Raw genomic sequence first — 21,600 nt, forward strand, 5'->3', positions numbered from 1 at the left:
TAATATATAGTCAGTTAAAGATTAATTGTTTTTATTCTTGTTTTCTTCACCTTCCATTTGTTGTTTCAATTGTGCAAGCACGCCTAAATCACCTAATGTAGATTTTTCAACAGAATCTTTAACTTTTTTCACTGCACTAGCGTTTGCGCTTGTAGTAGCTTTAGCTTCTTTGCGCTTAGCATTTCTCTCTTCAGTAACTGCTTCAGCTTTTGCCTCTTCCCATATACGGGCATGAGAAACAACGATACGTTTAGCATCTTTGTTGAATTCAATGATCTTGAAGTCATTGGTTTCTTCAGCTTTGATTACAGAACCATCTTCTTTAGCCATGTGTTTAGTTGGTACGAAACCTTCTACACCGTATGGTAAAGCAATAACAGCACCTTTATCAGTTACTTTAACAACTGTTCCCTGGTGGATTGAATCTACTGTGAAGATAGTTTCAAAAGTATCCCATGGGTTTTCTTCCAATTGTTTGTGGCCTAAGCTCAATTTACGGCTATCAACATCTAATTCAAGTACAACTACATCTAATGTATCACCAACTTTAGTGAATTCGTTAGGGTGGTTAACTTTTTTAGACCATGATAAGTCAGAAATGTGGATTAGACCGTCAATACCTTCTTCGATTTCAACAAATACACCGAAGTTAGTCATGTTTTTAACTACAGCAGTATGTTTGCTTCCGATTGGATATCTTTCAGCAACATTTTGCCAAGGATCTTGAGTAAGTTGTTTGATACCTAAGCTCATTTTACGCTCATCTCTGTCTAAAGTTAATACTTCAGCTTCGATCTCGTCGTTCACTTTCAAGAATTCCTGAGGGCTGCGCAGGTTTTGTGACCAGCTCATTTCTGAAACGTGGATTAAACCTTCAACACCTGGAATGATTTCTAAGAAAGCTCCGTAATCAGCAACGGTAACAATTTTACCTTTTACTTTTGAACCAACAGCTAAGTTAGTATCTAAAGATTCCCAAGGGTGAGGAGTCAATTGTTTTAAGCCTAATGCAATACGTTTTTTCTCGTCATCAAAATCAAGAACAACAACGTTGATTTTCTCATCTAAGCTCAATACTTCTTTTGGATGCTCTATGCGGCCCCAAGAAATATCAGTGATGTGAAGTAATCCATCAACTCCACCCAAATCGATGAATACACCGAAGTCAGTGATGTTTTTAACTGTTCCTTCCAATACCTGACCTTTTTCAAGTTTAGATACGATTTCAACTTTTTGACTTTCAAGGTCGTCCTCGATAAGGATTTTGTGAGATACCACAACGTTTTTAAATTCATGGTTGATTTTAACAACTTTGAATTCCATAGTTTTACCTACGTAAACATCGTAATCACGGATCGGTTTGATGTCGATCTGAGAACCAGGTAAGAAAGCTTCAACACCCATAATGTCAACAATAAGACCACCTTTAGTACGGCTTTTAACAAATCCGTTGATGATCCTGTCGTTCTCAAGAGCCTCATTGATAGACTCCCATGATCTTTGGGTTTTAGCTCTTTTACGCGATAAGATCAACTGACCATTAGCATCTTCAGGTGCTTCAACAAAAACATCTACTGAATCGCCAATTTTCAAATCAGGTGTATCACGGAATTCTGAAGTAGATACTAAACCGTCTGATTTAAATCCTACGTTTAATACTACGTCTTTGTTGTTGATTGAAACAACAATACCGCTAATGATTTCACCTTGAGTGATTTGGTTGAAAGTATCGGTATACATGTCTTCAAACTTTTTACGGTCTTCGTCACTGTAATTTCCGAAAGCTTTATCGTCTGCATCCCAGTCAAAGTCTTGATCTGGTGTTGCAAGTGATGATTTGATCTCTTCGATCGACATTGTATCAGCTTCTGATTCAATGTTTTCTTTCTCAGTCAGACGAGCGTCTGTACCTTGTAGTTCGGCTTCTTTTGCCTTTAGTTCTTTTTCTGCTACTTGTTTCTTAGCCATTAAAATTAAATCTCCTTTTCCCGTTAGGGACTGCAAAGATAGAAATTAATCTTTTACATGAAATATTTTTTTGATAAATGTTGCTGATTTATAAGATATTGTACTAAAATACCGCAGGTTTAGGTAATCACTTATCTAAAAAGGACTTGCTTAAACTGAATACGTTCAATGCAGCAACTTAGCTTTATTGAGGAATAAAAGGAGTAACTTTAGTTAAGGCAAACTCTAATTGTTCTGCTTCGGTAAGCGCTGTGTTGTCTAAAATAATGGCGTCCTCGGCCCGGGTAAGCGGGCTTTCTTTGCGTGTAGTGTCTGCGTAGTCACGATGGGCAAGGTTCTCAAATACTTCTTCAAGTGTGGTAGTAGTATCCCCTTTACTTTGCATCTCTTTAAATCTTCGCTCCGCGCGAATTTTAGGATCGGCCGTCATAAATAATTTAACCTGTGCGTCACTAAAAACTGCAGTGCCAATATCGCGGCCATCCATCACAATATTCTTGGATTTGCCCATCCGCTGCTGCTGTTTTACCATCTCCCGGCGCACTTGTTTGTGGGCAGAAACTTCACTAACGTATTCAGAAACCGGCATTTGTCGTATTTCTTCGGATACTTCTTCGCCGTTTAATGTAATATGAGACTGATAGTCACGTGAGTGAAAATTCAGTTCAACATGGCGAAGTGCTTCTTCAATGGCTTCATCATTATCAATTTTTACATCGTTTCTGATAAAGTAAAGCGTAACGGCCCGGTACATTGCTCCGCTATCAATGTAAATGAAACCTAGTTTTTTTGCCAAAGCTTTTGCTAATGTGCTTTTTCCACAGGATGAATATCCATCTATTGCGACAACCAGATTTTTTCTCATTACTACAAAGTTAGCGTTTTAAAGATTTGATGAACAAAGATTGTTAAGAAAGTTTAATTTTGCAGGATGTTACCCGACAAAGAAATCTTATTGAAGTCTGTTGCTTTTAAAACATCCAGAAGTGGGGGTAAAGGAGGACAAAATGTAAATAAGGTATCTAGCAAGGTTGAGCTGATTTTGCATATTGCATCCGCGCCTTTTTTTTCCGGAACGGAAAAAGCTTTGTTGCTGGAGCGTCTTGCAAATCGATTAGATCAGGAAGGTAATCTTCATGTGGTATCCCAGGAAGACAGGAGCCAGTTGGTGAATAAAGAACAGGCAGTTTTAAAACTTATCCGGTTATTGACCTCATCTTTGCATGTAAATAAAATCCGTAAGCAGGTAAAAGTTCCCCGTTCCGTTATTTTAAAAAGAAAAAGTGATAAAAAATCTATTTCCCTTAAAAAGGAAAGCCGTAAAAAACCTGGATTGGATTATTAGTTAAAGCGGTAATACATGGTAATAGCGCCCCATTGGTGCGCCCTTGCTGTGCTTTTAATTTCCTTAGTTTTAAATAGCATGCTGTAATCTACAGTAAAACGTTGTGAACTGTAATTTACACCCAATTGCTGCGCAAAAACGATAGGTTTGGTACCAAACGTAACCGGACTATCATTATTGAACAAGCTGCCCTGTACAGTGGCATCATAAGCCACAAAATTTAGCTGAGGTTTGGCATAAAAGAAAAACTCTCTTTTTATAAGGGCTTTTGTTTTTGCGTTGTTGCCAATAACTGAATTGGTATAGGCCGAGTTGAACAACTGGTTTAAGGCTCCTGCCCTAAATAAAATTCCTGCTCCTGCTCCGTTAAAAGTTGTCCCTAAGTTAGCATAGCTTTCAAAAGAGAAATCAACGGCATCTTCTGCCACTCTGCTTAGTAACTTTGTGTACTGAGCAGATAAGTTAACAGCTAACTCATTTTTGATTTGATATTGCCACCCATCCAACGTATAAAAGCCAACGGTTTTATGAAGTATTTCCTGACCGTCTTCGGCTAATGAATTTGGGCCGGTTGTACCCAGTTCTGCGCTAACTTTTAAGATGCTTTCGTTTGTAGTAAACCAACTTAAGGCAGCCCCTGCGTACAGGTAGCCTGCAAATGGCCGATCTTGCAAAGCCGGATCTGGAGCATAACCCGAATAAGCATTGTACATTTTTTGTCCTACAGAAATTTCGTAAACTTTTTTCTCCAGTCCTGCTTTTAATTGCTGCTGATCTAATGCATGTCTAAAATTGATAAACAATCCATTAGTATAGTAACGGTCTGAGCCCTGGCCCAGATAAGAGTCATTGTCACTTTTAAAACCGAACTCATTTTTATAAGTCTGGGCCTGTACTAAAGCCGATAAAAACAAGAATATAAAGAGTGGCAAAAACCTGTTAGCTGTCATTTTACAAAAGTATATTTTTTTCCTCAATCAATAGGATTGGGCTTTAAAAAGAGCTGGATTAATGAACTTGTTTAATAAATTTTATTAATGCCGTAGCTAGGTCTGAATGGAGTGGAAGATCGGGCGCATTGTATGTTTTTGAGTTTAACTCCCTGTCCTTTGGCGCGGTTTTCATCACATGGTTCATACCGTTAATTATAATCAGACCTGCATCTGGCTTTGCATTCTTCAATTTCTTCGACTCTTCTATCCCAATTTGTAAATCTGTGGTGCCAGCTACAATAAGTACGGGAATTTTGAGTTCGGCAATTTTAGCAGCAGGCTGATATGACATTGATGAAATGAGGAAGGGCTGAATAGGCAGACCAAAAATAGAAGATAAGCTAGTTGGCAATTGTTTATGATAAAGTTTTCCCGCCTGTAAACTGTCTAAAATTTCTACTGTCGTTTTATAATCTGCTGCAGATGCCCTCGCTCTAATTTGTTTTTTTAATATGGTACCAATGTCATTTGCTGCGCCAGACAATGAAATATAAGCGTCCGGTGCGGTTTGCAATGCGGCGTAGAGACCAATGGTTGATCCCTCACTATAACCGGCGACAATAACCTCTGAAAATCGTGGGTCTGCCTTTAATTGCTTAATAAATAACACTGCATCGCTAACAAAATCATCCAGTTTAACATCTTCCTGCGCTTGTGTGCTTGTGCTTTTTCTTACAGATCGCTTGTCATATCTTACAGAAGCAATGCCACTGGCTGCAAGTGCCCTGGCCAGCATTAAAAATGAATTACTCCTTAAAGACATTCCCTGGTTCATGTTCCTGTCTGTAGGTCCGGAGCCTGCAATTAAAAGTACTACAGGCAATTTACCGGTTGTTTTTGTGGTGTCTGGCATTAAAAGCGTACCATATACAGTACCAAAGGCATTATCTACAAAGATATTATCGGGGCTTTCTAACTCTACCGGATCATTTTTATCTGCTTCAATGGCCTGCTGGGTGATGCCTGCAATTTGCCCTTCCTGGATGGTAACCGCAATGTCTACAATAGGCTTTTGAAACCGTAAATAATATCCATAAAAGCCATCTGCTGGAGAACCAACATAGCGACTTCTAACAATATCACCAAGTTGACTTTTGATGGTGCTTAAGAGTTGTTTTGTTCCTGCAGGATCTACAGCTGTTTTCATTTGCATGGTAAAGAGACTGTAAATACTATCTGGCTGATTTGATTTATAATAACGGACAAACTTTGCAAGGGTTTGATTGGAGATTTCTGTTTGGGCCTTTGCCGCAGAAAAGAAGAGGATGAAAAAAGAAATCAGCAGCAATTGTTTCATTTGACAATAGTTTTAATGAAAAAGCCCCGTATAAACGGGGCCTAAATGTACAATTCTAAAGAGAAATTAGGATAGGTTTTCCTTTGCAATCTTGCGTTTAACCGTAAGGTTTTGCGGATTCCTAACTTTTTCTTTTGTCAAAGCCAGGTTGATGACCTCTTTCATGTCTGTTACGTAATGAAAATTCAGGTCTTTTACATAACTTTCTTTAATTTCAAGAATGTCTTTTTTATTGGATTGGCAAAGGATGATATCTTTAATGTTTGCCCTTTTTGCGGCAAGTATCTTTTCTTTTATTCCGCCTACGGGCAATACTTTCCCTCTTAAAGTAATTTCACCGGTCATTGCTAAGTTTAGCTTTACTTTCCTTTGCGTAAAGGCAGAAGTTAGGGCTGTTAACATCGTTATCCCTGCAGATGGACCATCTTTTGGTGTTGCCCCCGCTGGTACATGCACATGAACATCCCATTCGTCAAAAAGATCACCATCAATTTCAAAAAGCTCAGCATGTGCCCGCAAGTAGGCTAAAGCAATAATAACTGATTCTTTCATCACATCGCCCAGATTTCCGGTTAGCGTAAGCTTACCTTTTCCCGGACTTAAGCTGGCTTCAATAAATAAAATGTCTCCACCTACCGATGTCCAGGCAAGACCAGTAACTACACCCGCTACCTCATTATGCTCATAAAGGTCTTTGTCATATATGGGTGCACCAAGAATATTTTCTACATCAGTACTGCTCAGATTAGGTTCGTAGCTTTCCTCCATGGCAATTTTCGTGGCCACGCCTCTCACCAATGATCCTATTTTTTTCTCTAGTCCCCTTACTCCAGATTCCCTGGTGTAATCTTCAATTACTTTCTCAATCAGGTTTGATTTTAAGGCAAAATCCTTAGAACTCACGCCGTGCTGTTCCTTTTGTTTTGGAAGAAGGTACTTCTTGGCAATTTCAATTTTCTCTTCTATCGTATATCCGTTCACCTCAATAATTTCCATTCTGTCCAGTAAAGCGGGTTGAATGTTATTGAGTGAATTGGCGGTTGCAATAAATAAAACGCTGGATAAATCGTAGTCTGCCTCTATGTAATGATCGTTAAAGGCATTGTTTTGTTCAGGGTCCAGAACTTCTAATAGGGCAGATGAAGGATCTCCACGGTGGTCTGAACCTACTTTATCTATTTCATCAAGTACAAATACTGGATTTGAGGCGCCGGCTTTTTTAATGGATTGTATAATCCGGCCTGGCATGGCACCGATATAGGTTTTTCTATGGCCCCTGATCTCTGCTTCATCTCTTATGCCGCCGAGTGCCATCCTTACATATTTGCGGTTTAGTGCTTTTGCAATAGATCTGCCAAGTGAAGTTTTTCCAACACCCGGAGGGCCCACCAGGCAAATAATCGGCGCTTTCATATCACGCTTCAATTTCAATACTGCAAGGTATTCAATAATGCGTTTTTTTACCTTTTCCAGTCCAAAATGATCTTTGTCAAGAATTTTCTGCGCACGTTTTAAATCAAAGTTATCTCTTGTAAATTCATTCCATGGAAGATCTAGCAAAAGTTCCAGGTAATTGATTAAAACAGAATAATCTGGTGCGGCAGGGTTCATTCTGCCTAGCTTTTCCATTTCTTTTTTAAAGAAGTTGGCTGTTTCTGCCGACCATTTTTTCTTATTTGCCCGTAAATTGAGGGCGTTAATCTCCATGTCTGAAGAATTACCGCCAAGTTCTTCCTGTATGGTTTTGAGTTGCTGATTTAAAAAGTAGTCCCGCTGCTGCTTGTCAAGATCTCCGCGTACTTTGCTTTGAATTTGATTTTTAAGTTCCAGCATTTGGAGTTCAAGCGTAAGTAAATCCATTACCATATTTGCCCGCTCTCTCAGGTTGCTCATTTCCAGCATTTTTTGCTTCGCAGAAACATCAGCATTCATATTAGAAGATATAAAGTTGATGAGAAATGAATTGCTTTCAATATTCTTTAAAGCAGAATTTGCCTCACTGGGAATATTTGGAGAAAGCTGGATGATCTGCGAGGACATCTCTTTAATAGAAGCAATAAGTGCCTTAAACTCTTTATCAGACTTAGGTTTTACTTCTTTGAATTTGCCAACTACTACCTTAAAATAAGGTTCTGACTGAACTTCCGAAATGAGTTTAAAACGCTGTTTTCCTTGTATAATTACCGTGGTATTGCCATCAGGCATTTTTAGGATCTTGATGATGTGGGCCACTGTACCCACGCTGTTTAACTGATCAAAGGTGGGGTCTTCAATAGAAAGATCACGTTGCGATACCACACCAATGTAAGTATTGTCTTTGTACGCATCCTTTATCAGTTTTATAGATTTGTCTCTTCCAACGGTAATTGGAATTACTACTCCAGGAAAAAGTACTGTATTTCTTAATGGGAGTATAGCAAGAACCTCAGGTGGTTCTTCGTTATTCATCTCGTCCTCATCTTCCTGAGACATGAGCGGGAAGAATTCGGTGTCTTCGGTTATGATGGGCATTACGTTAAATAAATCAAGCGGATCATTTATACTCATTATTGATTAGGCAGGTGTTTAAAATTAGAAGCGACAGTATGGCAGCTATGTCGTTTGCAAAAATATTAATTATAGTTAATATTTCTAGTTTCAACTGCTATGCCAAAGTGATTTAATTATTTAAAATATGTTAAAAAGTCAGCATCCATAAAAAAATAGACATAGACATCATAATTATCAGCATTCTGCGTTTTCATATTGTGCAACTATTGATTGCCACGCTTAATATAAATTTATATCTTTACTTTTTACTAAGATTTATTTGATGAATTACTTTAAACAAACAATCATACTTTTATTTGTTTTTTCTTCGGCTACCAGTATTGCCCAAAGTGGCGGATACGATAAGCTGGGGATGCAGGCGATGATGAAAGGCGACTATAAATCGGCGATTAACCAGCTTCAAAAAGCGGATGCAAAGAATGCAAATGTTTTAAAGATGTTAGGCTACTCTTATTTTCAGAGTGGAGATTTTGAGAATTCTGTTGATGCTTACAGTAAATTGATTGTATTAAAGCCGTCTGATTATTCTGCTTATTATTACAGAGGCAAAGCGCGCTTAAATATCGCAAATGACCCAAAGGAATCCTTAAATCAGATGAGAGAAGGTTTTTATTTATCAGCTATAAAAGATTTTACAAAAGCCCTTGAAATTAATGGTGAGGAGGATGTACAATTGCTTCAAAACCGCGGAATTGCCTATAAGGATTATGCAATATTTAAATCTTATAAAATTAAGAAATCTGTGGATAAAAATGCTTGTATTGCCACGCTGAACAATTCAGTGTCAGATCTGCAAAAGATATTACTTGTACAGCCACAACGAAAAGATATTCTCTCTTTAATAGATTTTGTTAAAGCGCAAATTACCAGCTTAAAATAAAGGCTTTAAAGCCGTTTAAAATTTCCGGTAACTTGGTATTTTTTTTGAGGCAGCAGTTTCAGGTGCTGAGTTTTTTTGATGCTATACAAGCTGTCAGGAAAATAGCTTAGCGTATCCACAGAGTTATATAAAAGGTTGGTGTTTTTAATTTGGATCTGAATACCCTTTATAACTTTATCTGATCTTAAAATCCTCAATTCCTTTACAGGAACTTTTTCATTTAAGGTGGTGTAAATTTCTATCCCTGGTAGCTTTTTTACCTCAAAAGCACCCATCCAGGCTGTTTTGTTGATGTCTGCATTTGTAAAAGACGCCAGTTCTTTTGACCAGTCTTCAATTTTTAAAAGTTTACTTTCTGCTTCGCCATTTATAGATACTTCCTTGTTAATGGTAGGTTTTTCTTTATTTAAACGTTCGGCTTCTTTTGCAAAATAGCTTTGCAGGTCAAAATAACTTTTACCCATATTCCGCTTTTCATTGTCTGAAGGATTACAGGCAATAAAAAGCGAAATTAAGGCAATCCCTAAGGTTTGTTTTTTCATGTTATACCAAGGCATTTCCAGTCATAATCTCTGGTTTTGGAATGCCCATAATTTTTAGAATAGTAGGTGCTACATCTCCTAGTTTCCCGTCTGCAATTGTAGTGTAATCATGATCTACAAGAATACATGGTACCAGATTAGTGGTATGCGCAGTGTTCACAGAACCATCGTTGTTAATCATAAATTCAGAATTTCCATGATCTGCAAGAATAATGAATGAATAGCCGTTTTCAAGGCCTTTTGTCACCACATCGTGTGCACAACGGTCTGCCGTCTCTACTGCTTTAACTACCGCATCAAATACACCAGTATGTCCAACCATATCAGGATTTGCGAAGTTGAGGCAAATGAAATCGGCCCATCCCAATTCCAGTTCTTTAGTAATTGCATCTGTTATTCCCTGTGCACTCATTTCCGGTTGTAGGTCATAGGTGGCAACTTTGGGAGAAGGGATCATCAGGCGTTTTTCATTTTCAAATGGCTGTTCTCTGCCGCCTGAGAAGAAAAAAGTAACATGCGGATACTTTTCCGTTTCTGCTATTCTAATCTGATTTTTATGATTTTGCTCCAGGATCTCTCCAAGGGTTAAAGTGAGGTCATCCTTAGTAAAGACTACTTTTACATCGCTGAAGTTTTCATCATACGTAGTCATGGTTACGTAATACAATGGCAGTTTATGCATTTCAAAATCAGGGTAGTCATTTTGAGTCAGTACTGCTGTAATTTCTCTTCCCCTGTCTGTTCTGTAGTTAAAGCAAATTACCACATCATCCGGCTGTATCTTTGCTAAAGGCTTGCCATTGGCGTCAGTAACTACAATTGGCTTTACAAATTCATCCGTAACGCCCTCGTTATATGATTTTCCAATGGCTGCCGAAGGATGTTCTGTAGCTTCTCCAATACCTTTTGTCAAAAGGTCATAAGCTTGTTTTATCCTTTCCCATCTGCTATCTCTATCCATGGCATAATAGCGGCCAATTAAACTGGCTATTTTACCAGAAGAGGTTTTTAAGTACTCCGTAAGGTCATTGATAAATCCTAATCCAGAATTTGGATCGGTATCTCTGCCGTCTAAAAAGGCATGAATAAATACATCTTCCAGTCCTTGTTCTTTTGCTACATCACAAAGTCCTTTCAGGTGATTGATATGCGCATGTACTCCACCGTCGGATACCAGGCCAATGAAATGTACCGGCTTGTTATTTTTCTTTGCATATTCAAATGCCGCTACCAGGGTAGGGTTAGTTTTAATAGACCCATCACTAATAGCTTTGTTGATCCGGCCGAGTTCCTGGTAAACAATGCGTCCTGCGCCAAGATTCATATGCCCAACTTCAGAATTCCCCATTTGCCCTGCTGGCAGCCCTACAGCTTCACCAGAGGCTTCAAGCTTTGAGTTCGGATATTTTTGTAAAAGAGAGTCGAAGAAAGGTGTGTTGGCTGCAAAAGCAGCGTCAGATTTATCTTGTTTTCCATAGCCCCATCCATCCAGGATCAGCAGCATTACTTTTTTAGTATTCATTATAACAAATATAACAATATTGACTATTTTTTTAAAGCTATTTCCTTTTATAAATGTTTTCAACTGTAAGCAGGTTGTGTTTCAACGATGCTGGGGGCATGTTAGTGCCTTACCGCCATATGTGGCATAATTTATGCTGCAAAAGAGTAGAATCACAAACACAAATGACTAGGTTATTCATTCCGGCACTAACTATAATTGCATATTTTATGCCCTTAAAATATATGCAAGGGGATATTGTTGACAATTTGCCCGCACTTTTTAAGGCGGGAAATGCTAAAGAACTGGCAAAAAGCTTCTCTTCTTCTGTAGAGTTAAATATACTGAATGAGGATGATGTGTATTCTAAGGCACAGGCCGAGCAAATTTTACGTGATTTTTTTAATAAACATGAACCCGTAAATGCAAGTGTTGTACATGTTATTGATACCAATCCCAACTACCGTTTTAACATTCTTTCTTTGACTACTAAAAGCGGAAAATACCGTGTTTCTGTTACGCTCAGGAAAACTAACAATACCTTTTTTATCACTGAATTGAGAATAGAGCCTGATAAATCGTAACAGTATAAGGTAAAAATGCTATTTTTGGTGTAAAATACTTGTTTTGGATAAGCAACTGATAGACCTATTTATTAAAAATGCCATTGCCGAAGATCTTGGTGATGGTGATCATACATCGCTTTCTACAATACCATCCCATGCTGAAGGGAATGCCAGATTAATTATTAAAGAGCCTGGGATACTTGCAGGTATTGAACTTGCCCTCGAAATTTTCAATCAGGTAGATTCAAATCTTAAAACTGAGGTTTTCTTAACCGACGGCAGTACTGTAAAGTACGGGGATATCGCTTTTACCGTGTCAGGTAACGTTCATTCTATTTTACTGGCAGAACGTTTGGTTTTAAATTGCATGCAACGCATGAGTGGGATTGCCACTAAAACGAATCGTATTGTTGAACTGCTAAAACCGTATAAGGCAAAAATTCTGGATACCCGAAAAACCACACCTGGTTTACGGTATTTGGAAAAATGGGCAGTTCGCATTGGTGGTGGTGTTAACCATCGCATCGGTTTGTATGATATGATCCTGATTAAGGATAACCATGTGGATTATGCAGGTGGCATTGCAAATGCGATAACTGCAGCTAATCTTTACCTGAAAGAAACGGGCAAGCAATTGGAAATAGAAATAGAAGTAAGGGATTTGACAGAATTGGAACAGGTGCTGAGTAAGGGATTTGTAAACCGAATTATGCTGGATAATTTTAGTTTTGATGATTTAAGAGCGGCTGTGTCCATGATTGATCAGCGCTACATTACCGAAGCTTCTGGTGGTATTTTAGAGGAAAATATTGCCGAATATGCTGCATGTGGGGTGGATTACATTTCTATGGGGGCGCTAACTCATTCGGTAAAGAGTCTAGACATGAGTTTAAAGGCCTATTAAGGTATGATATCGATTTATTCAATTTCTGCAGTAATTCTGGCCTATCTTTTTGGCTCTATTCCTACAGCGGTATGGCTTGGGCAGGCATTTTATGGTGTTGATGTTCGTGAATATGGAAGTGGTAATGCGGGTGCTACCAATACCTTCAGGGTTTTAGGTAAAAAGGCGGGTATTGCAGTGATGACTATTGACATCGCAAAAGGCTACACTGCTACAAAACTTGCCTACTATATAGGGCTTTCTGTTACCGGGCCACATCATTCGGCACAATTTGTTAATTATGAACTTGCGCTTGGGCTTACTGCTGTTATGGGACATTTGTTTCCCATATTTGCTGGTTTTAGAGGTGGTAAAGGCGTTGCTACACTTTTTGGAATGATTTTGGCAGTTAACTTTCCGGCAGCTATGCTTTGTGTTCTTGTTTTCGTGCTTGTTTTACTAGTTACAAATTACGTTTCACTAAGTTCTATTTGCGCAGGTTTTACCTTTCCGCTTAGTATAGTGTTCATTTTTCATTCTTCTATAAAGTCTGAAGTTTTGTACGGCATGTGTGTTTGTATATTGATATTGATTACACATCAGAAAAATCTGGAAAGACTGCTCAAAGGCAAAGAATCAAAAGTATATCTGTTTAAAAAAAAGAACAGTCAATAAACCCAGATTAATGAAAACATTTAAATTGATGGCAATTGCTTCGGTATTGCTGGTAACATCCTATTCCTGCTCTACAGTTCCGCTCTCGGGGCGCAGCAGGTTGAGTTTTGTAAGCGAAAGTGAAATGCAAACCGCAGCGGCATCTAGTTATGCTACCTTACTTAAGTCTCCGGAAACTAAAGTACTCAATAATGCAGATGCAGCCAGAGTGAAGCGCATCGGTCAAAAAATTGCTACAGCTGTAACTCAGTATATGAATGCAAATGGATATGGTTCTCAAATTGCAGGCTTTAACTGGGAATTCAACTTAATTGATAGTAAAGAGGTAAATGCCTGGTGCATGCCGGGCGGTAAGGTTGCGGTATATTCAGGTATTTTACCTGTAACAAAAGATGACGCAGGCTTAGCAACAGTAATGGGCCATGAAATTGCACACGCTGTGGCTCAGCATTCTTCAGAAAGGGCTTCTAAAGCTGCTGTTGCTGAAGGATTGGGTGGTTTGCTTGGTGCAGCCGCCGGAAACAAATCAGCTACTACACAGCAGGTAATTAGCCAGGTATATGGCGTAAGTGCACAAGGCTTCTATCTGTTGCCAAATTCACGAACACAAGAGTTGGAAGCAGATCACCTTGGACTTATTTTTATGTCTATGGCAGGGTATAACCCATCAAATGCTGTTGGCTTTTGGCAACGCATGGCTGCAGCTAGTGAAGGCTCTCAGAAACCTGCTGAGTTTTTTAGCACGCACCCTGCGGATGCAACCAGGATAGCGCAAATTCAAAAAGATTTGCCTGAAGCACAGAAATATTTTAATTCATCTACTGGAAAACCAAAATAAGGTTTGTCCCTACAGGTTTAACGGAAAAATAAAGCCCCAATTTTTCAACTGTCTATCTTATGCTACGCAAAATATAGAAGGTTAAAAAATTGGGGCTTTATTTTTTTCTTAATTTTACAACCTATACTGCAATAACTTATAACGTAGCAATGTTTAGCAGGTATTTATAATCTCAGCTGTTAGTGTTTTAAGTATTGCTGAGGCTTTAAGCAAGCATTCTTCATACTCTGCTTCGGCATTTGAAGCGTAGGTAATAGCTCCGCCAACTTGGAAGGACAGATATTTCTTAGTACTGTTGTATAAAATACTTCTGATGATGACGTTAAAGTCAAAATCTCCCTCTGGGTCAAAGTAGCCAAGAGCTCCGGAATAAATACCCCTTCTGCTCTCTTCTTTTTCTTCTATCAGCTGCATTGCCCGTAATTTCGGGGCCCCGGTCATTGAGCCCATTGGAAAGGCATGCTTTACCGCATCCACCACATGAACTGCGGGATCAAGGGTGCAGCTTACCGTAGAAATCATTTGATGTACTTGAGGAAAGGTATAGATGCCAAAAAGCTCTTCAACCTTTACCGTTCCCTTCATTGCATTTTTGGTTAAATCATTTCTAACCAGGTCTACAATCATTACATTCTCTGCCTGTTCTTTGCTGTTGTTTTTTAGGTTGCTTTTAATCAGGTTATCCTCAGCAGGGTAGATACTACGTTTTGCAGTGCCCTTAATGGGTTGAGAATAAAGTTTTTTTCCTCGTTTGCATAAAAACCTTTCTGGACTGGCAGAGAGGACATAGTTGTCTTTTAATTTAAAAAATCCAGAGAATGGGGTAGGAGATAATATATTTAAAGTATGGTAAACGCCGTAAGGGTCTATGCTTGCATTTTTAGCAAAAAACTCCTGGCAGAAGTTGACTTCGTAAATGTCTCCCTTTAAAATGGATGTTTTTAGTTCTTCTATTTTAGTCAGGTAGCTGGCTTTACTTATCCTGCTTTCAATATGAGGCTTTTCTGAAGGCTTTTTCTCCTGTTTTTTATAAGAAGAAATTACTTCAATCAGATTTGCGGGACCCGCAATGATTTCAGGTTTATTGTCTTTTATAAGAAGCAGATATTCAGGGACAAAGAAAAATAAGTCAGGGAAATCCAATTGGTTAAGCTTTGCTGAACTCAGGTTTTCCAGCTCGTTCTTAAGGTCGTAGCTCAGGAAACCGAAGATCCAATGGTTTCGGTTTAAAGTATAGAAGTCCTTTAGGGCATCAAAAGCCTTTCCGTGATTAGTGTTTATTTGTGTTTTAGCGCTTGCCGCAATTATAAAGTCATACCTGGAATACTGATCCTGATAACCATTTGAGTTAAAGCAGCAGCAAACATCAAATTGATTTGCCCACTGTAGTGCTTTTTGCTTAAAGGACGATAATTCTGCTGCTGTCATTTTGCCCAACAAAGGTAAAAAAAAAGGCGGCACCAGGCCGCCTTTTGTATAAGCTTAGTACTAATTAATCCAGAACTAAGGTTTGTGTTCTGTCTGGCCCAACAGATAGGTATTTGACAGGTACTTCCAGTTCTTTTTCTAAAAATGCAATGTAGTCTGCAAGATTTGCAGGTATTTCTTCTACTTTGCTGATTTTGGTTACATCTGTTTTCCAGCCTGCAATTTCTTTTAATACCGGAGTGGGTTTTACCGAGATGATGTCATAAGGCATATAATCTATGGTTTCACCATTGTGCTCGTAATGCGTACAGGCATAAATGGTATCAAACCCATCGAGCACATCAGCTTTCATCATGATCAGTTCTGTTACGCCGTTAAGCATAATTGCGTATTTCAGTGCCGGAAGGTCAATCCATCCGCAACGACGTGCACGCCCAGTTGTAGCGCCAAATTCATGACCTACCTGGCGTAAGTTTTCGCCCACTTCATTGTCCAGTTCTGTAGGGAATGGTCCTCCGCCAACACGTGTGCAGTAGGCTTTGAAAATTCCATAAACATGGCCAATTTTGTTTGGCGCAATGCCAAGACCTGTACAGGCACCCGCGGTAGTGGTATTAGATGAAGTTACAAAAGGATAGGAACCAAAGTCAATGTCAAGTAAAGTACCTTGCGCACCTTCAGCCAAAACTTTCTTTCCTTCTTTTAAATAGCCGTTTACATAATGCTCGCTATCAACATGCGGAATGCTCTTAATGAATTCTATAGCTTCAAAAAATGCAGCTTCCTTTTCAGTAAGGTCAAATTCAAACTCATAATGAGAAAGGATTTCCTTATGTTTTTCAACCAGTTTATTGTATCGTTCCTTAAAGTCGGGAAGCGTAGTATCTCCAATACGTAAGCCATTACGGCCAGTTTTATCCATATACGTTGGCCCGATACCTTTTAGGGTAGAACCAATTTTATCTTTACCCATCCTTTGCTCATTAGCCGCATCAAGCAATTGGTGAGTAGGCAAAATAAGGTGGGCTTTTCTGGCAATAACCAATTTGTTTTTGGCTACAGGATCATGTCCTGCTGCTTTAAGATTGTCTAATTCTCTTTTTAAAATGATGGGATCAATCACTACCCCGTTGCCAATCAGGTTCATGGTTTTTTCATTGAAAATTCCTGAAGGAATGGTATTCAATACAAATTTTTTACCATCAAACTCTAAGGTATGGCCGGCATTAGGTCCGCCTTGAAAACGAGCTATCAAATCATATTGCGGACTTAGTACGTCAACAATTTTCCCCTTGCCCTCGTCGCCCCATTGCAGGCCAAGAAGCACGTCTACTTGCGTCATTATTTTAATTTAAGAAAAGATTATAATTGTGTTGTTAACTTGCATTTTTGATGTCTGCCTTTTCAATCATGGTCGCTTTTGCCTGACAGTCAAAGCAAATGCCATAAAGGTTTAAAGAGTGGTGTTTAATTTCAAATTTCAGTAAATCTCCCACCATACTTTGAATTTGATGTACGCGGGGATCACAAAACTCTACTACTTTTCCACAATCAATACAGATAATGTGATCGTGCTGATGATAGCCGTAAGATTTTTCAAACTGGGCCATGTTTTTTCCAAACTGATGTTTGGTCACTAAATCACAGGATACCAGTAACTCCAAAGTGTTATATACAGTTGCACGACTAACCCTGTATTTTTGGTTTTTCATGTGTATATAGAGGGTTTCTACATCAAAATGATCATCTCTTGAGTAGATTTCCTCAAGGATGGCAAAACGTTCCGGCGTTTTACGTAGCTGCTTGTTTTCGAGGTAGGCTTCAAATATTTTCCTAACCAACTCGCTGTTATGGTTTGTAGACATAGTTTTAAACTCCTTTCAAAGGTATTAATTTTTAAATAAAACAGAATTATAATTGAAAATTAAGCGTCAAAACGTGTCACCGCAGTTATGCCCTTAACTTCCATCAGGTTTTCAATCAGCCTATCCAAATGCTCTTTATCATTTACATATATCATCATCGAGCCGTCAAATATACCATTATCTGTGTCAACAGTAATAGATCGCATGTTTACCTTAAAGTCATTTGAGATTACTTTAGTAAGGTTGTTAATTAAACCCACGTCATCAATACCAATAATGTGCAATCCAGTAAGGAAGGTGAGTTCCTGTTGCCTATTCCATTTTGCCTTTACAATGCGGTAGCCATAATTTGCCATCAGTTGCGCGGCATTAGGGCAGTTGGTGCGGTGAATTTTGATGCCCTCATTAACCGTTACAAAACCAAAAACATCATCTCCGGGGATTGGATTGCAACAGGCAGCCAAATTATAGTCTATTTTTTGAAGGTCTTCACCAATTAACAGTACATCAGATTCTGGACCTTTTACCTTGTTTAACAGGGCTTCAATTTGTTGTCCGTCATTTCTTACCGTGCCGCGGCTTTCAATTTCCTTTTCGCTTGCCAGGTAATCCTTCAGGTCTTTCAGTTCAATTTTACCTTGCGCCACGCCAATAAACAGCTCTTGGGTTGACGGGAGTTTAAAAAAGTAACTCAGTTTATTAAGGTTGTCGGTATTGTAAGTGATTTTGAGCGATTTTAATTTACGCTCAAGGGTTTCTTTACCTTGCTCTGCTATTTTCCTTTTTTCCTCTTTAAGTGAAGATTTAATCTTAGACTTCGCTTTTGCGGTAACTACAATGTTTAACCAATCTTCTTTAGGTGTTTGCTTTCCGGAAGTGATGATTTCTACCTGATCGCCATTTTGCAGCTTGTAAGAAAGCGGCACCAGCTTATGATTAACCTTTGCACCAATACACTTTGCACCAATATCAGTGTGTATTTCAAAAGCAAAGTCAAGTGCCGTAGCGCCAAGTGGTAACTGGATCAACGCTCCCTTGGGGGTAAAAATGAAAATTTCGTCAGAGAAAAGGTTCATTTTAAAATCATCCAAAAAGTCCAGCGCATTCGCTTCAGGATTGTTCAGCATTTCGCGCACCTTCATAATCCACTGGTCAAGGCCATTGTCATTACTGGATTCTTTGTATTTCCAATGTGCAGCAAATCCTTTTTCGGCAATCTCGTTCATACGGAGGGTACGAATTTGAATTTCCACCCATTGCCCCTTGGGGCCCATTACCGTGGTGTGTAAAGATTCGTATCCGTTTCCTTTAGGAGAAGATACCCAGTCGCGCAGACGGTCTGGATTTGGCCGGTATAAATCGGTAACAATAGAGTAGGCTTTCCAGCAATCTGCCTTTTCCTGCTCTGGCGGACTATCTAAAATAACCCTAATTGCAAAAAGATCATACACCTCTTCAAAAGGGATGTTTTTCTTTTTCATCTTATTCCATATGGAATGGATGGATTTTGGGCGACCGTATATATTGGCTACCAGTCCTTGCTCGGCGAGTATTTCTTCTATTGGCTCTACAAATTTCTTTATGAACAGGTTTCTTTCTGCTTTTTTTTCATTGAGCTGTGTAGCGATGTATTTATAAGTATCTGGCTCAAGATATTTCATTGAAAGGTCTTCGAGTTCAGATTTTATGGCATACAAACCAAGCCGGTGTGCAAGCGGGGCATACAGATAGATGGTTTCTGATGCAATTTTAAGCTGTTTTTGACGCGGCATAAAGTCCATGGTCCGCATGTTGTGCAACCTGTCTGCCAGCTTAATTAAAATTACCCTTACGTCATCAGCAAGGGTAAGCAACATCTTCCTGAAATTCTCTGCCTGTAACGAACTGTTGTAGTCAAAAACACCCGATATTTTAGTAAGGCCATCAATAATTTTAGCTGTCTTTTTACCAAACTCACGTTCAATATCTTCCAGTGTAATGTCTGTATCCTCCACCACATCATGTAACAATGCACAAACAATAGAAGTGGTACCCAAACCTATTTCTTCTGCAGCAATTTGCGCTACAGCAATAGGATGGTAAATATATGGCTCGCCAGATTTCCGGCGCATGTCTTTATGGCTTTCTAAAGCCATGTTAAAAGCTTTTCTGATTTCTTTTTTGTCGCCCTTTTGCATGGTAGGCTTACATGCACGCAATAACGCCCTGTAGCGTTTTAGGATTTCCTGTTTCTCTACCTCTAAATCTATGACCAGCGTGTTCTTCATTTGCATTCTCTCGTAATAATCGTAGCTTTTTAATCGTTAAATAGTTACCTTTAGTGAAAGGTGTTCATCTGACAATTTAATAACAAAATTAACAGTTCAGCTGAAAACGAATGTATAAAAATACCCTTAACTTTGAGCAGTATAAATTTATGAATTTTTATAGGTTATTTATTCTGTTTATTGTCATTATTATCCATGCTTCTGCGGAGGCTCAGGAAACGACTGTGCCGTATAAATATGCCACAAAAGGGAAAAATGATACCATTCGGGTGGCGGGTACCAATGAGAATGGCGAAATGATTCCCTGGATTCCTCTGCATGAGGTGCAGATTTATGGCGTGAGGATATTCAAATCTCCTGCAGAACAGGCCGCGTTTAACCGATTGCGGTATAATGTGCTTAAGGTGATGCCCTATGCGCTTTTTGCTAAGCGGCGCTACGAACAACTGGAGCGTGACCTTGCTGGTACTACAGACAAAAAAGAACAAAAAAAGCTGGTTAAAGCATGCGACAATGAAATTAAGCAGATGTTTAACCGGGAAATAAAAGAGCTAACGATTACCCAGGGACAGATCTTAACAAAACTAATAGACCGCGAATTGGGCAGGACTACCTATGATATTGTAAAACAAACCAAGGGCGGGGTAACTGCCTTTTTGTATCAGTCCATTGCCCGGGTGGTTGGAAATAATTTAAAAAACACCTATGATCCTGCTGTAGATAGAGACATTGAATCTATCATTACTTCTTCTGGATTTTATCAATAACAAATGACCGATCATCCTAATAGTATCCACCAGTTTAAGGTAAAGCTGATCAATGGAACGGAAAAAAAACTCTCTGATTATAAAGGTAAGGTAATACTGATTGTAAATACGGCAACGGGCTGTGGCTTTGCCCCTCAATTAAAGGAACTTGAAACCCTTAAAAATCTCTTTAAAGACCAGGATTTTGAAGTGCTTGCTTTTCCTTCTAATGATTTTGGGCGGCAGGAGCCTTTGAATGGTGTTGATATTGAAGAATATTGTGCTGTTAACCATGGTGTGTCTTTTCCAATGTTCGATAAAGTTATGGTCCGGGGATCAGAGGCACATCCCTTGTATCATTTTTTAACAAAGATCTCTACCCCCAGGTGGAACTTTCATAAATACCTGGTCAATAAAGAGGGAGAAGTTGAAGATTACTTTTTTCCTTTCACCAAACCTTTATCTTCAAAAATTAAAAAGAAGATTCAAAAATTACTATAAATATAAAAATGAAGTTAGACTTACTGGTATTTGCAGTTCATCCAGACGATGCTGAACTGGGATGCTCCGGCACCATTCTGAGGCATATTGCTCAAGGTAAAAAGGTTGGTATAATAGATTACACACGGGGGGAACTTGGAACCCGTGGTACTGCCGAAACGAGAGATGAAGAAGCTGCAGATTCGGCAAAAATTATGGGTTTACATGCCCGTGAAAACCTAAGGTTTAAAGATGCGTTCTTTAAAAATGACGAAACGCACCAGTTAGAACTGGTGAAGATGATCCGTAAATATCAACCGGAAATTGTGCTTACCAATGCGCTGGAAGACCGGCATCCGGATCATGGAAGGGCGGGGGATTTGGCTAACGATGCCTGCTTTTTAGCGGGGTTGCCAAAGATTTCTACACAGCTGGATGGATTGGAGCAGGAAGCCTGGCGACCAAGACTAATCCTTCAATATATTCAGGACAGGTACATTAAGCCTGATATTATTGTTGACATCAGCCCATTTATGGATACCAAAATCGAAGCGATAAAAGCATTTAAAACTCAATTTTATAATCCAGATCACCAGGAGCAGGAAACCTACATTTCTTCTCCAGAGTTTTTTGAAAGTGTTATTGGCAGGGCAAGGGAGTTTGGCAAGTCAATTGGCGCTACCTTTGGGGAAGGCTTCACGTCGCGCAAACTTTTAGGAACCGACGATTTGTTTAACCTGAGATAAGGAAACAAAAAGGCATATATTTCGTTTTTTA

At 39.0% G+C, this 21,600-nt stretch carries 20 protein-coding genes; 9 read left to right on the top strand and 11 right to left on the bottom strand.

What is annotated here, in order from left to right:
* Positions 1-21 precede the first annotated feature (21 nt).
* Both rpsA and cmk read right to left on the bottom strand, forming a co-directional pair.
* Positions 22-1,968, bottom strand: a complete 1,947-nt coding sequence (rpsA, locus tag LPB86_RS12520) for a 30S ribosomal protein S1 (RefSeq protein ID WP_230644371.1) — start codon at positions 1,966-1,968, stop codon at positions 22-24.
* A 184-nt stretch (positions 1,969-2,152) separates the two neighbouring features.
* Positions 2,153-2,833: a (d)CMP kinase gene (gene cmk, locus LPB86_RS12525; RefSeq protein ID WP_230644374.1), complete on the bottom strand. Its 681-nt coding sequence runs from the start codon at positions 2,831-2,833 to the stop codon at positions 2,153-2,155.
* Positions 2,834-2,899: 66 nt separating this feature from the next.
* Here cmk and LPB86_RS12530 point away from each other — a divergent pair, with 66 nt between their 5' ends.
* Positions 2,900-3,313, top strand: a complete 414-nt coding sequence (locus LPB86_RS12530) for a peptide chain release factor-like protein (RefSeq protein WP_230644377.1) — start codon at positions 2,900-2,902, stop codon at positions 3,311-3,313.
* Here LPB86_RS12530 and LPB86_RS12535 read toward each other — a convergent pair.
* From LPB86_RS12535 to lon, 3 genes are all read right to left on the bottom strand, one after another.
* Positions 3,310-4,263 carry a lipid A deacylase LpxR family protein gene (locus LPB86_RS12535; protein WP_230644380.1) on the bottom strand — a complete coding sequence of 318 codons (954 nt, stop codon included), beginning with the start codon at positions 4,261-4,263 and terminating at the stop codon, positions 3,310-3,312. The genes LPB86_RS12530 and LPB86_RS12535 overlap by 4 nt on opposite strands.
* Positions 4,264-4,321: 58 nt before the next feature.
* A complete protein-coding gene (locus LPB86_RS12540) occupies positions 4,322-5,602 on the bottom strand; it encodes a serine aminopeptidase domain-containing protein (RefSeq protein ID WP_230644383.1) in 1,281 nt (426 codons plus the stop codon).
* A gap of 66 nt (positions 5,603-5,668) precedes the next feature.
* A complete protein-coding gene (lon, locus tag LPB86_RS12545) occupies positions 5,669-8,149 on the bottom strand; it encodes an endopeptidase La (RefSeq protein WP_230644386.1) in 2,481 nt (826 codons plus the stop codon).
* A 265-nt stretch (positions 8,150-8,414) separates the two neighbouring features.
* Here lon and LPB86_RS12550 point away from each other — a divergent pair, with 265 nt between their 5' ends.
* Positions 8,415-9,032, top strand: a complete 618-nt coding sequence (locus LPB86_RS12550) for a tetratricopeptide repeat protein (RefSeq protein ID WP_230644390.1) — start codon at positions 8,415-8,417, stop codon at positions 9,030-9,032.
* Between the two features lie 5 nt (positions 9,033-9,037).
* On the opposite strand, the gene LPB86_RS12555 is transcribed toward LPB86_RS12550, so the two are convergent.
* Together LPB86_RS12555 and gpmI are read right to left on the bottom strand one after the other, a co-directional pair.
* Positions 9,038-9,574: a hypothetical protein gene (locus LPB86_RS12555; protein ID WP_230644393.1), complete on the bottom strand. Its 537-nt coding sequence runs from the start codon at positions 9,572-9,574 to the stop codon at positions 9,038-9,040.
* Between the two features lies 1 nt (position 9,575).
* Positions 9,576-11,096: a 2,3-bisphosphoglycerate-independent phosphoglycerate mutase gene (gpmI, locus tag LPB86_RS12560; protein WP_230644396.1), complete on the bottom strand. Its 1,521-nt coding sequence runs from the start codon at positions 11,094-11,096 to the stop codon at positions 9,576-9,578.
* Positions 11,097-11,260: 164 nt separating this feature from the next.
* On the opposite strand from gpmI, the gene LPB86_RS12565 reads away from it, so the two are divergent.
* From LPB86_RS12565 to LPB86_RS12580, 4 genes are read left to right on the top strand one after another with little or no spacing between them, the layout of a single operon-like run.
* On the top strand, positions 11,261-11,659 hold the full coding sequence (locus LPB86_RS12565) for a DUF4783 domain-containing protein (protein ID WP_230644399.1): 399 nt from the start codon (positions 11,261-11,263) through the stop codon (positions 11,657-11,659).
* A 43-nt stretch (positions 11,660-11,702) separates the two neighbouring features.
* A complete protein-coding gene (nadC, locus tag LPB86_RS12570) occupies positions 11,703-12,545 on the top strand; it encodes a carboxylating nicotinate-nucleotide diphosphorylase (RefSeq protein ID WP_230644402.1) in 843 nt (280 codons plus the stop codon).
* 3 nt (positions 12,546-12,548) lie between these two features.
* Complete coding sequence (plsY, locus tag LPB86_RS12575) at positions 12,549-13,199, top strand: glycerol-3-phosphate 1-O-acyltransferase PlsY (protein ID WP_230644405.1); 651 nt, start codon at positions 12,549-12,551, stop codon at positions 13,197-13,199.
* A 10-nt stretch (positions 13,200-13,209) separates the two neighbouring features.
* A complete protein-coding gene (locus tag LPB86_RS12580) occupies positions 13,210-14,037 on the top strand; it encodes a M48 family metallopeptidase (protein ID WP_230644408.1) in 828 nt (275 codons plus the stop codon).
* A 153-nt stretch (positions 14,038-14,190) separates the two neighbouring features.
* Here LPB86_RS12580 and LPB86_RS12585 read toward each other — a convergent pair whose 3' ends face one another.
* The 4 genes from LPB86_RS12585 to LPB86_RS12600 all read right to left on the bottom strand — a co-directional run bounded on the left by LPB86_RS12585 (position 14,191) and on the right by LPB86_RS12600 (position 19,597).
* A complete protein-coding gene (locus LPB86_RS12585) occupies positions 14,191-15,465 on the bottom strand; it encodes an anthranilate synthase component I family protein (protein WP_230644411.1) in 1,275 nt (424 codons plus the stop codon).
* Between the two features lie 64 nt (positions 15,466-15,529).
* The gene (locus LPB86_RS12590; RefSeq protein WP_230644414.1) at positions 15,530-16,807 is read right to left on the bottom strand and encodes an adenylosuccinate synthase; all 1,278 of its coding nucleotides are present in this window, start codon (positions 16,805-16,807) and stop codon (positions 15,530-15,532) included.
* 34 nt (positions 16,808-16,841) lie between these two features.
* Entirely contained in the window at positions 16,842-17,330 is a 489-nt protein-coding gene (locus tag LPB86_RS12595) for a Fur family transcriptional regulator (protein ID WP_230644416.1), read from the bottom strand.
* 59 nt (positions 17,331-17,389) lie between these two features.
* The gene (locus tag LPB86_RS12600) at positions 17,390-19,597 is read right to left on the bottom strand and encodes a bifunctional (p)ppGpp synthetase/guanosine-3',5'-bis(diphosphate) 3'-pyrophosphohydrolase (RefSeq protein WP_230644419.1); all 2,208 of its coding nucleotides are present in this window, start codon (positions 19,595-19,597) and stop codon (positions 17,390-17,392) included.
* A gap of 110 nt (positions 19,598-19,707) precedes the next feature.
* Between LPB86_RS12600 and LPB86_RS12605 the strand changes: the two genes are divergently transcribed.
* From LPB86_RS12605 to bshB1, 3 genes are read left to right on the top strand one after another with little or no spacing between them, the layout of a single operon-like run.
* On the top strand, positions 19,708-20,364 hold the full coding sequence (locus tag LPB86_RS12605) for a DUF4294 domain-containing protein (RefSeq protein ID WP_370632818.1): 657 nt from the start codon (positions 19,708-19,710) through the stop codon (positions 20,362-20,364).
* 3 nt (positions 20,365-20,367) lie between these two features.
* Complete coding sequence (locus LPB86_RS12610; protein ID WP_230644422.1) at positions 20,368-20,844, top strand: glutathione peroxidase; 477 nt, start codon at positions 20,368-20,370, stop codon at positions 20,842-20,844.
* 8 nt (positions 20,845-20,852) lie between these two features.
* Positions 20,853-21,569, top strand: coding sequence for a bacillithiol biosynthesis deacetylase BshB1 (bshB1, locus tag LPB86_RS12615; protein ID WP_230644425.1), 717 nt, complete (start codon positions 20,853-20,855; stop codon positions 21,567-21,569).
* Positions 21,570-21,600: the final 31 nt, after the last annotated feature.

Origin of the sequence: Pedobacter sp. MC2016-14, assembly GCF_020991475.1 — a bacterium.
GTDB lineage: Bacteria > Bacteroidota > Bacteroidia > Sphingobacteriales > Sphingobacteriaceae > Pedobacter.

Bases quoted from the DNA above. Each gene is read 5' to 3' on its own strand.
- rpsA (WP_230644371.1), bottom strand. From the start codon at position 1,968: ATGGCTAAGAAACAAGTAGCAGAAAAAGAACTAAAGGCAAAAGAAGCC.
- cmk (WP_230644374.1), bottom strand. From the start codon at position 2,833: ATGAGAAAAAATCTGGTTGTCGCAATAGATGGATATTCATCCTGTGGA.
- LPB86_RS12530 (WP_230644377.1), top strand. From the start codon at position 2,900: ATGTTACCCGACAAAGAAATCTTATTGAAGTCTGTTGCTTTTAAAACA.
- LPB86_RS12535 (WP_230644380.1), bottom strand. From the start codon at position 4,263: ATGACAGCTAACAGGTTTTTGCCACTCTTTATATTCTTGTTTTTATCG.
- LPB86_RS12540 (WP_230644383.1), bottom strand. From the start codon at position 5,602: ATGAAACAATTGCTGCTGATTTCTTTTTTCATCCTCTTCTTTTCTGCG.
- lon (WP_230644386.1), bottom strand. From the start codon at position 8,149: ATGAGTATAAATGATCCGCTTGATTTATTTAACGTAATGCCCATCATA.
- LPB86_RS12550 (WP_230644390.1), top strand. From the start codon at position 8,415: ATGAATTACTTTAAACAAACAATCATACTTTTATTTGTTTTTTCTTCG.
- LPB86_RS12555 (WP_230644393.1), bottom strand. From the start codon at position 9,574: ATGAAAAAACAAACCTTAGGGATTGCCTTAATTTCGCTTTTTATTGCC.
- gpmI (WP_230644396.1), bottom strand. From the start codon at position 11,096: ATGAATACTAAAAAAGTAATGCTGCTGATCCTGGATGGATGGGGCTAT.
- LPB86_RS12565 (WP_230644399.1), top strand. From the start codon at position 11,261: ATGACTAGGTTATTCATTCCGGCACTAACTATAATTGCATATTTTATG.
- plsY (WP_230644405.1), top strand. From the start codon at position 12,549: ATGATATCGATTTATTCAATTTCTGCAGTAATTCTGGCCTATCTTTTT.
- LPB86_RS12580 (WP_230644408.1), top strand. From the start codon at position 13,210: ATGAAAACATTTAAATTGATGGCAATTGCTTCGGTATTGCTGGTAACA.
- LPB86_RS12585 (WP_230644411.1), bottom strand. From the start codon at position 15,465: ATGACAGCAGCAGAATTATCGTCCTTTAAGCAAAAAGCACTACAGTGG.
- LPB86_RS12590 (WP_230644414.1), bottom strand. From the start codon at position 16,807: ATGACGCAAGTAGACGTGCTTCTTGGCCTGCAATGGGGCGACGAGGGC.
- LPB86_RS12595 (WP_230644416.1), bottom strand. From the start codon at position 17,330: ATGTCTACAAACCATAACAGCGAGTTGGTTAGGAAAATATTTGAAGCC.
- LPB86_RS12600 (WP_230644419.1), bottom strand. From the start codon at position 19,597: ATGAAGAACACGCTGGTCATAGATTTAGAGGTAGAGAAACAGGAAATC.
- LPB86_RS12605 (WP_370632818.1), top strand. From the start codon at position 19,708: ATGTATAAAAATACCCTTAACTTTGAGCAGTATAAATTTATGAATTTT.
- LPB86_RS12610 (WP_230644422.1), top strand. From the start codon at position 20,368: ATGACCGATCATCCTAATAGTATCCACCAGTTTAAGGTAAAGCTGATC.
- bshB1 (WP_230644425.1), top strand. From the start codon at position 20,853: ATGAAGTTAGACTTACTGGTATTTGCAGTTCATCCAGACGATGCTGAA.